Source organism: Streptomyces sp. YS415 (assembly GCF_023544665.1).
Taxonomy (GTDB): Bacteria; Actinomycetota; Actinomycetes; order Streptomycetales; family Streptomycetaceae; genus Streptomyces.
Genome location: NZ_JAMJFL010000026.1, coordinates 110,918 through 118,843, shown reverse-complemented (window position 1 = coordinate 118,843; position 7,926 = coordinate 110,918). Strand labels below are relative to the sequence as shown.

Here is a 7,926-nt window from a genome sequence, read left to right as displayed (position 1 = left end):
GCCGGTCTCTTTCTCATAGTGCGGCAAGCCCTGTGTCGAGATGGTCCAGTCGCCGATGGTGACGTCCTCGCCGTAGACGAAGTCCTTCCGGGTGGCGTAACGGGGGCCATCGGGGGTGCTGTGGATGTCGGTAAGGACGGCACCACTACCGGTGCGGGGGTCGAAGAGCGCGTAGACAGGGATGCCGATCAGGGGATAGTCCCGCATCTTGGTGACCCAGTCGTTGTCAGGGTTGGAGCGAGAAACGATCTCGATGGCGGCGATGAGCGTGAGGGGGTCGAAGGCCCCCTCTCCCTCCATGTCCGTCATAGCGATCACCATCACGTCCGGGCGGCGCATGATGCCCTCCGGCTCCATCTCGACGTCGGGTTCGCCCGTGTGGGCCACGATCTCCTCCGGCATGACCTTCTCCAGGCGCTTCCGGAGAAGGAGTGCGGTGAGCTCATGTGGCCGGACAGGCGACATCATGTCGAGGACGATCCCTTCCTTGGTGATCTCGAACCTGCCGGGGAGGGTGCCGTCCGTGGACTCCACGAATTCGCGCATGGCTCGGTACAGGTGGGAAGCACCCTGCCGCGCGTTGTCCGGGGCGATGGTCATGGCGCTCGCTCCTCGTCGTCTGTGCCCAGGGGCAAGGATCGTCACGCTCATGCTAGGTGGCCTCCGGGAGATCGGGTCGGCAGTCGCGGCAGCGGCCGGGGGTGGGGGCGCGGAATGGGCGGTCGCAGCCGTCGCAGGTCTGGAAGGGGTGTCTGGGTTCCGCCGCCGGGGGACGGAAGGGGGGCGGCGGTGGGAGCTGAGCGGTCAGGCGGTGGGCCAGGAAGGCGGCCGGGCGGATCAGGGGTTCCGGCGGCAGGTTCTCGGTCAGGGTGTGGCGTACGGCGGTGGGGGTGACGTCGCGCTCCAGCCAGGCGGCGACGCCGGGGGCGAGGTGCTCGGCGTCGGTGGCGGAGAGGAGGAGGCGGGGGTCGCGGCGGCGGAGGTCGGCGAGGACGTCGACGGCTGTCTGGAGAAGGGCGGGGGAAGGGTGCGAGGGCTGGGGTACTGCGGGGAGGAGCTTCCTGCGGGGCGGGGGCTTGTCCGGGGCCGGGCGTCGGGCGGGCCTGGTGGACGTGTCGGGCGGGGTGGTGCGGTGGCCCGGCCTGTTGCAGGAGACGGTGCGGGTGATGATCCGGCCCGTCTGGGCCCGTAAGCGGGTGCGGTGGAGGTAGCCGTGGGTCTCGAGTTCGCGGAGGGCCGCGGAGATACGGGTGGGACCCTCCGGGAAGCGGGCGGCGAGGGTTTTGATGTCGATGGCCGTACCCGGTCGCACCGACTGGATGTAACACCCCAGCCCGATCGCCAGCAGCGACAGCTCCTTGTGCTGGGCGAGGTCGTTGCCGATCACCGTGAAGTTCTCGGTGAGGCGGACGTTGTCGTGGATCACGCCGGAGTTCGGGCGCGCGTGGGAGTGGTTTTTGCCCGGGATACGGGACTGGGTGCGCGAGGGCGCGCTAGTGTTTTCGGTGTCCATCGGGAAGCCGGTTTCTTCCTCGGTGGTCAGGCCCTCGCACTGGGATTGCCGTCCCGGCGGGGGCCGTTCCATGTTTGCGGTTGTGTGGTGTTGCTCGCGCTGAGCGTAGGGCAAACAACCGGGCTCAAATCCAGCCGAGTTGGGCATATTCACTCGCGGGAGTGAATATGCCCGGCGGGAGGGAGGGGTGGGGCTTGGTGCGGTGCTTTCTCCCCAGGGGGTGGTTCATAGGGAGCGCAGGTCTGACCGGAGCGTGGGGCGTCAGGCTTCGGTGACTCCGCTGCTGGGGGCGCGACTTCGACTTCGGCCCAGACCGTCTTGCGGGGTGGCAGATCCCGGGTCACACCCCAGCGGTCGGCGAGCGCGGTCACGAGGAGCAGGCCACGGCCGGTTTCGTCGCTGCCCGAGGTGTGGTGCTGCGGGTGCGGCAGCCCGTCACCGAGTGTGTCGGTGACCTCGATACGGAGGGTGTTGCCGACCACGTGGAGCAGGAGCTGGAAGCTCCGGCCGGGGACCCGGCCGTGGATGGACGCGTTGTTCGCCAGCTCGGCGACGATGTTCGCCGCCGGGTCCAACGGGAGTCCCCAGCTGCGCAGTTCCTCCGTGGCGAGCAGGCGGGCGAGGCGGGCGCCGCGGGGGGTGGGGGATAGCAGGGCGCGGAAATTGCGGGCGAGTTTCTGAGTCACGTCACTCAGCGTGGCCGGGACTGCCTACCGTGAGGAGTGACGTCGCGGTTGCGTACGGTGACTGTCCGGTGGTTGTCCGGTGCTGTCCGGGCTTGTCGAGGCGTTGCGTACGGGTAGAGGCGTGGCGGGTACGAGGCGGTACGACGGAGGGGCGGCGCGCGACATGTCGGTGGACGCGGAGGCGGGACGGCTCAGGACCGAGGCGGATGAGCCGGGGTGGGAGGTGGATCCGGACGATGAGTGGGGCGTGGCTGTAGTGGCCACGGTGGGGCGGCAGTTGAGGCTGCGGCGGGAAGCGGTGGGGATGCGGGCCGCGGAGTTCGGGAAGCGGCTCCGATACGGCGAGGACATGGTGTACAAGATCGAGGGCGGGAAGCGGATTCCCAGGCCCGAGTATCTGGACGACGCCGACAGCGTCTTGGGGGCGGGCGGGCTGATCTCCGCGATGAAGGAGGACGTGGAGAAGGTTCGGTACCCGAAGAAGGTGCGCGCCTTGGCGGACTTGGAGGCCAAGGCGGTCGAGATCGGGGTGTATGAGTGCAACATCATCGCGGGACTGCTGCGGACGCCTGACCACGCCCGGCACGTCATCAAGGCAGCACAGCCGCCCTACTCACTGGACGACGTGGAACGCATGGTGGCCGCTCGTCTGGCTCGGCAGACGGTCTTTGAGCGCGACCCTGCCCCGTCGATTCACTTCGTGCTGGAAGAGGCCCCGCTGCGCCGACAAGTCGGAGGCACAATGGTGTGGCAACAGCAGCTCGAACGCCTGCTGGAGGTGGGGCGGTTGCACTTCGTCACGCTTCAGGTCATGCCGACGAACACCGAGGCCCATCCTGGGCTGGACGGCAGGATCGAGTTGTTGAAGTTCCCGGACGGGACGGCCGCAGGTCGTTCTGACGGTGCGTTCAGCGGGCGGCCGATCACCGACCCGAAGCAGCTGCACACGCTTGAGCTGCGGTATGGCACCATCCGGGCGCAGGCGCTCTCGTCACGGGAGTCGCTGGCCTTCATCGAGCAACTGCTGGGAGAAACATGATCCGCAAGGCCTCTGCCCGGGACGCCTCCGAACTGGCGTGGTTCAAAAGCAGTTACAGCGGCGGCACCGACGGCGAGTCCTGCGTTGAGGTCGCCACGACCCCCGGCACCATCCACGTCCGCGACTCCAAGCACCGCGACGCCGGCCCCCGCCTCGCCCTCGGGGCGGAGGCATGGGCCGACTTCGTGGTGTCCGTCAGATGATCCAGAGCAGCCCGTTGCCGCCGAGCAGATTGCCGCTGGTCTGGGACAGGCCGAGCGAGGGGCCGGTGAAGACGCGGGCGCCGGTGCCCGTGGGGCGGGTGGAGCCGCCGGGGAGCACGAACACCGCGCCGGTGGAGTCGTTCTCGCTGGGGGCACCGATGAGAAGCTCCGGGCGGCCGTCCTTGTCGACGTCCCCGGCGGCGACCGTCGTGCCGAAGAAGTCGTCCGGCTCGGAGACACTCGGGACGCCCTTGGTGTCCTGGGTGACGGTGTACGCGCCGGTGCCCAGGGCGCCCGTGGCGCGGCCGGGGATCACGGTGACCGCGCCCGCCCACTGCACGCTGCCGACGTCCTCGTAGGGCGCGCCGACCACGATGTCGTCGAGGCCGTCCCGGTTGAGGTCGGCCACGGTGAGGCCGCCGCCGAACGCGTCGCCCTTCTCGCTCGCGCCGGGTACGCCGGAAGTGTTCTGCGTGATCTGGACCGGCTTGGTGTCGGTGGAGATGCCGTTCCCCGAGCCGTGCCAGACCAGGACCCGGCCGCCGGGCATGCCATCGGCGCCCGCGACCGCCGGCTCGTCCGGGTCACCGGCGACGAGGTCGTCGTAGCCGTCACCGTTGACGTCGCCGGAGGCGGTGATCAGGCCGTTGCCGGTGAGTTCGAGCCCGGCGCCGAACGTCGTGTAGAGGTGGCCGCCGGTCGCCTCGCCGTCGCGAGCGCTGGCGACGGCCGGCGCGGGCACCGAGTCACCGCGGAAGTCGCCGAGCGTGACGGACTCCACCGAGCCGACGTCCATGCCCAGGATGGCGACGCCGAACGTCCCGGTGCGCGAGAAGGGCCCGAGGAAGCGCACGAACGCGTCGTACCCGGCGACCGCCACCGAGGTCTTGCCCGCCGCACCGAGGCTGAGCGCGGCGATGTCCTGCCCGTACAGGTGCGGGGACCCGGACGGCGACGGCAGCTCGGTGGCGCTGGTCAGCCCGTTCCTGCCGCCCCAGAGGACCGACACCTGGCCGGAGTCCGTTCCTTTGGAGGTGTCCTCGTAGGGCGAGCCCACGACGAGGTCGGCGTAGCCGTCCCGGTTGAGGTCGGCGGTGGCGGTGGCCGCGCCGAACCGGTCGTACGCCTCCGCCGTGCCCGGCACGCCGGAGGTGTTCTGCGTGAACGTCTTGCGCTGGGCCGAGGAGAGCCCGGAGGACGAGCCGTACAGGACGACGACCGCGCCCGCGGCCTCCTTGCCCGACACGTTCGCGCCCGGCGCGGGCAGCACCGCGTCCTGGTAGCCGTCCCCGTTGAAGTCGCCCGGCACCGCGCCGTGCACCGCGGCCGCCGGTCCGGCAGGCAGCAGCGCACCCGCCGTCAGGCTCGCCGCCACGAAGGCGGCGACACCCCATCTGCGCATCATCATGTCTCCTGCTAGGAAAGGGACTTGTAGCCCGAGTAGCCGGTCGCGATCTTCACGCGGCTGCCGAAGGAGCCCTTGCCGTCGCCGCTGTTCCGGTACAGGTTGCCGCCGGTGTCGCGGGAGACGAGGTCGGACCTGCCGTCGTCGTCGATGTCCCCGACGCCCACGACCACGTTGTAGGAGGCACCCCAGTCGGAGAAGACCTTCACCCGGGAGGCGAAGGTGCCGTCGCCCTTGCCGTTGTAGCGGTAGAGGGTGTTGGTCTTGTCCTGGGCGAGCAGGTCGGCCTTGCCGTCGCCGGTGATGTCACCGACGCCCACGATCTTCTTGTACGTCTTCCAGTTGTCGTAGAGCTTCACGCGGGCGGCGAGCTTGCCCGTGCTGGTGCCCTCGTGGAGGTAGACGGTGCCGGTGGAGGCGTTGCGGGCCAGCAGGTCCGGGCGGCCGTCGCCGCTGAGGTCACCCGGAGAGGTCAGTACGTCGTACTGGGTCCAGCCGCTGGTGGCGAGGGTGGTGTACGACGTCGACGGCTTGACCGCCGCGCCGCAGCCCGGCTTGTACAGGCGCAGGGCGCCGCTGCTGTAGCGGACCAGGACGTCGTTGCAGCGGTCACCGCTCAGGTCGCCGAAGGGGATGGCCTTGACGGTGGTGGGCCAGCCGGTGCCGGTCAGCTTCTCGCCGAACTTGCCCGAACCCGTGCCGGAGTGCCAGGTCAGGCCGCCGGAGGAGTTGAGGGTGAGCAGATCACCGCGGCCGTCGGGGCCGTCCACGCTGGTGAAATCGTGCCGGACCGCCGAGCCTCGCTCCATGAAGACGTTGCCGCTGACCACGGTGTTCGCGGTGGTGGTGCCGAGGCCGATGGCCTTCAGCGTCCAGGTGACGGGACCGTTCGGGAAGTAGGTTCCGTCGGCCGCCTTGCCGGTCCACGTCAGTGACACCCGGTCCGTGCTGGCGCCGCCCGTGAAGGTGCGCGTGGCCCTGCCGTTCGCCCCGCTCTGAAGGGAGGTGAAGGTGAGCGACCAGGAGGTGACCGGGCGGGACAGCTCCACGTCGGCCTCGTACGGCATGCCCGGCGTGACGAGGTCGGCGTACGCGCTGTCGAAGGCGGTCACTGCGGAAGGGGTGATGCCCGTGGTGGTGACCTGAACGCGCTCGTAGAGGTCGAACCAGGCGACCAGGCCCGTGTACTCGTCGACCGTCCAGCGGTAGCGGCGGTCCAGGGCAACGCCGCTGTCGGGGAGCCGGGAGGCCAGCACCCGGGTGGTGCCGGTGGCGGCCTCGGTCAGCACCAGGGCGCCGGTGGCGTGGTCGTGGCGGACCGTGAAGCCGTCGCCGAGCAGCACGTCACCAGGGGCTACCGCCTTCGCCGTACCCGCCTTCGTGTCGTACACGCCCGCCGAGGCCGACCCGCAGGCCCAGTACACCCAACGGCCCGCCGCCTGAAGCTCGCTCGGCACACAGCCGAGGCCCGGCACGGTCACCGTGGCGAGGGTCTTCCGCGTGGTGAGGCTGTACGAGGTCAGCTTGCCGGCGGTGGTGGTGGCGCTCCACAGGGTGGGGCCGTTGAGGGCGGCGGCACGCGCCGAACGCTTCAACTGCTGCCCCTGGCCGAATTCGCCGACGTACTGGGTGGATCCGGCGTTGTAGACGGCGTAGTCGTCGGAGACGTCGACGATCGAGCCGCCCCCGGTGCCGAACTCCAGGTCGCTGCCCGCGATGGCGGTGATCCGGTCGGCGTTCTCCAGACCGACGTCGGCAAACGTGCTGAGGTAGACGTCATCCGGCTCGGCGCCGGTGTTGCCCCACAGGGGTATGCAGGTGGTGCTGCCCTTGTGCGGGCAGACCGCTTTGGACGAGAGCTGGGCGCTGTCCACGGCGGCGGTCGCGGTCAGTTCCGTGGAACCGTTGGTGGTCAGGGAGCGCAGGGTCGAGTAGCGACCGGAGTCGACGACGCGCAGGCTGCCCCGGCTGAGGGCGAGGCCACGCTTGGCCTTTTCCAGCGCCGGGACCTGCTGCAGCTTCTCCAGCGCCGGGGTGCCGTCCTCGGCCTCGCTCACCCGCTGGAGCCACCAGTCGTCGGCGCCGGTGCCGCCGGTGACCAGGGCGCCGCCGGGGGCGGGGAGCGCGTATTCGCCGGCGTTCGACAGCAGCGTTCGCGTGGAGCCGTCGGTCAGCGAGAGGGCGACGACTTCGAAACCGGACGGCAGCAGGAGCCAGTCGCCGACCAGGACCGGCTCGCCGTTGATCTCGTCGGGATACGGCAGCGTGACGACCTGCTCCGGGGCGGTGAGGTCGGTGCGGGACTTCAGGTGCAGTTCGCCCGTGCTGCCGTCGTACCAGCCGACGCGGTCCGCGCTCAGCACGTAGTCGTCGGCGTCGCCTGCGAACACCTCGGTGCTCACGGCCGAGTCGACGTCGATGTAATGGATGCCGCCGTTGCGCGCCCACAGCACGCCCTTGGAGTCCGCGGCGACGACCTGGTTGTCCAGGATGTTCGTGGTCTCGCCGGTGAGGCGGCGGGTGCGCTGGGCGCCCTCGACGAAGTCGATCAGAGCGTTGTTCGTGACGATGGTGTCCCCGGCCAGGGCCCGGTAGTAGCCCTCACTCGAGCTGCTCCAGGTCACCGCCCTGGACGTGGCCGTCGCCGGGTCCCAGAGGGTGACGGACGGGGCGGACAGCGCCGAGGGCAGGGCGACCAGGTTGCTGTCCGAGCCGTACCAGGCCGTACGGCAGGCGGAGGTGAGGTAGGCGCAGCCGGCGCCGGGCGTGTAGACGCCGTCCGCGGTCTCGACGGTGACCGTGTCACCGGTCGCGTAGTCCGTCCACAGCAGCCCTGCCACACCGTCCGCCCGGTGCAGATAGCCGCTCTCGCCCGCGACGAAGGGGCGGTCCTCACGCGGATCGGCGGAGCTGGGATCGCTCAACGTGATCCTTGTGGTGGCGGCCTCGGCCGCCTGCGCCGTGTCGCCGCCCTCCGACAGGACGACGACGGACGCGGCCGCGACGGCGACCACGAGTGAGGAGACGGCAGCGGCCAGACCGCCCCGTCTCAGGGCGTGTCTGCCCACGTGAGGTTCCCT

General features: G+C 70.2%; 7 protein-coding genes. 2 read left to right on the top strand and 5 right to left on the bottom strand.

What is annotated here, in order from left to right; translation table 11 throughout:
• From M8H82_RS27810 to M8H82_RS27800, 3 genes are all read right to left on the bottom strand, one after another.
• Window positions 1-600: Uma2 family endonuclease (locus M8H82_RS27810; RefSeq protein ID WP_250077807.1), on the bottom strand; the 600-nt coding region annotated here is incomplete at its 3' end.
• Between the two features lie 52 nt (window positions 601-652).
• Entirely contained in the window at window positions 653-1,513 is an 861-nt protein-coding gene (locus tag M8H82_RS27805; protein WP_250077812.1) for a helix-turn-helix domain-containing protein, read from the bottom strand.
• A 149-nt stretch (window positions 1,514-1,662) separates the two neighbouring features.
• Window positions 1,663-2,199, bottom strand: coding sequence for an ATP-binding protein (locus tag M8H82_RS27800; protein ID WP_250077806.1), 537 nt, complete (start codon window positions 2,197-2,199; stop codon window positions 1,663-1,665).
• Window positions 2,200-2,362: 163 nt separating this feature from the next.
• Between M8H82_RS27800 and M8H82_RS27795 the strand changes: the two genes are divergently transcribed.
• Complete coding sequence (locus M8H82_RS27795; RefSeq protein ID WP_250077805.1) at window positions 2,363-3,238, top strand: helix-turn-helix transcriptional regulator; 876 nt, start codon at window positions 2,363-2,365, stop codon at window positions 3,236-3,238.
• Window positions 3,235-3,441, top strand: coding sequence for a DUF397 domain-containing protein (locus M8H82_RS27790; RefSeq protein ID WP_250077804.1), 207 nt, complete (start codon window positions 3,235-3,237; stop codon window positions 3,439-3,441). The genes M8H82_RS27795 and M8H82_RS27790 overlap by 4 nt, the downstream gene beginning before the upstream one ends.
• On the opposite strand, the gene M8H82_RS27785 is transcribed toward M8H82_RS27790, so the two are convergent.
• Both M8H82_RS27785 and M8H82_RS36640 read right to left on the bottom strand, forming a co-directional pair.
• Window positions 3,434-4,849: an FG-GAP-like repeat-containing protein gene (locus tag M8H82_RS27785; protein WP_250077803.1), complete on the bottom strand. Its 1,416-nt coding sequence runs from the start codon at window positions 4,847-4,849 to the stop codon at window positions 3,434-3,436. The two genes, M8H82_RS27790 and M8H82_RS27785, sit on opposite strands and share 8 nt — an antisense overlap.
• Window positions 4,850-4,857: 8 nt before the next feature.
• Window positions 4,858-7,914 carry a VCBS repeat-containing protein gene (locus M8H82_RS36640; RefSeq protein WP_250077802.1) on the bottom strand — a complete coding sequence of 1,019 codons (3,057 nt, stop codon included), beginning with the start codon at window positions 7,912-7,914 and terminating at the stop codon, window positions 4,858-4,860.
• Between the last annotated feature and the right edge of the window lie 12 nt (window positions 7,915-7,926).

Coding starts and splice junctions, on each gene's coding strand:
- M8H82_RS27805 (WP_250077812.1), bottom strand. CDS start 1,513: ATGGACACCGAAAACACTAGCGCGCCCTCGCGCACCCAGTCCCGTATC.
- M8H82_RS27795 (WP_250077805.1), top strand. CDS start 2,363: ATGTCGGTGGACGCGGAGGCGGGACGGCTCAGGACCGAGGCGGATGAG.
- M8H82_RS27790 (WP_250077804.1), top strand. CDS start 3,235: ATGATCCGCAAGGCCTCTGCCCGGGACGCCTCCGAACTGGCGTGGTTC.
- M8H82_RS27785 (WP_250077803.1), bottom strand. CDS start 4,849: ATGATGATGCGCAGATGGGGTGTCGCCGCCTTCGTGGCGGCGAGCCTG.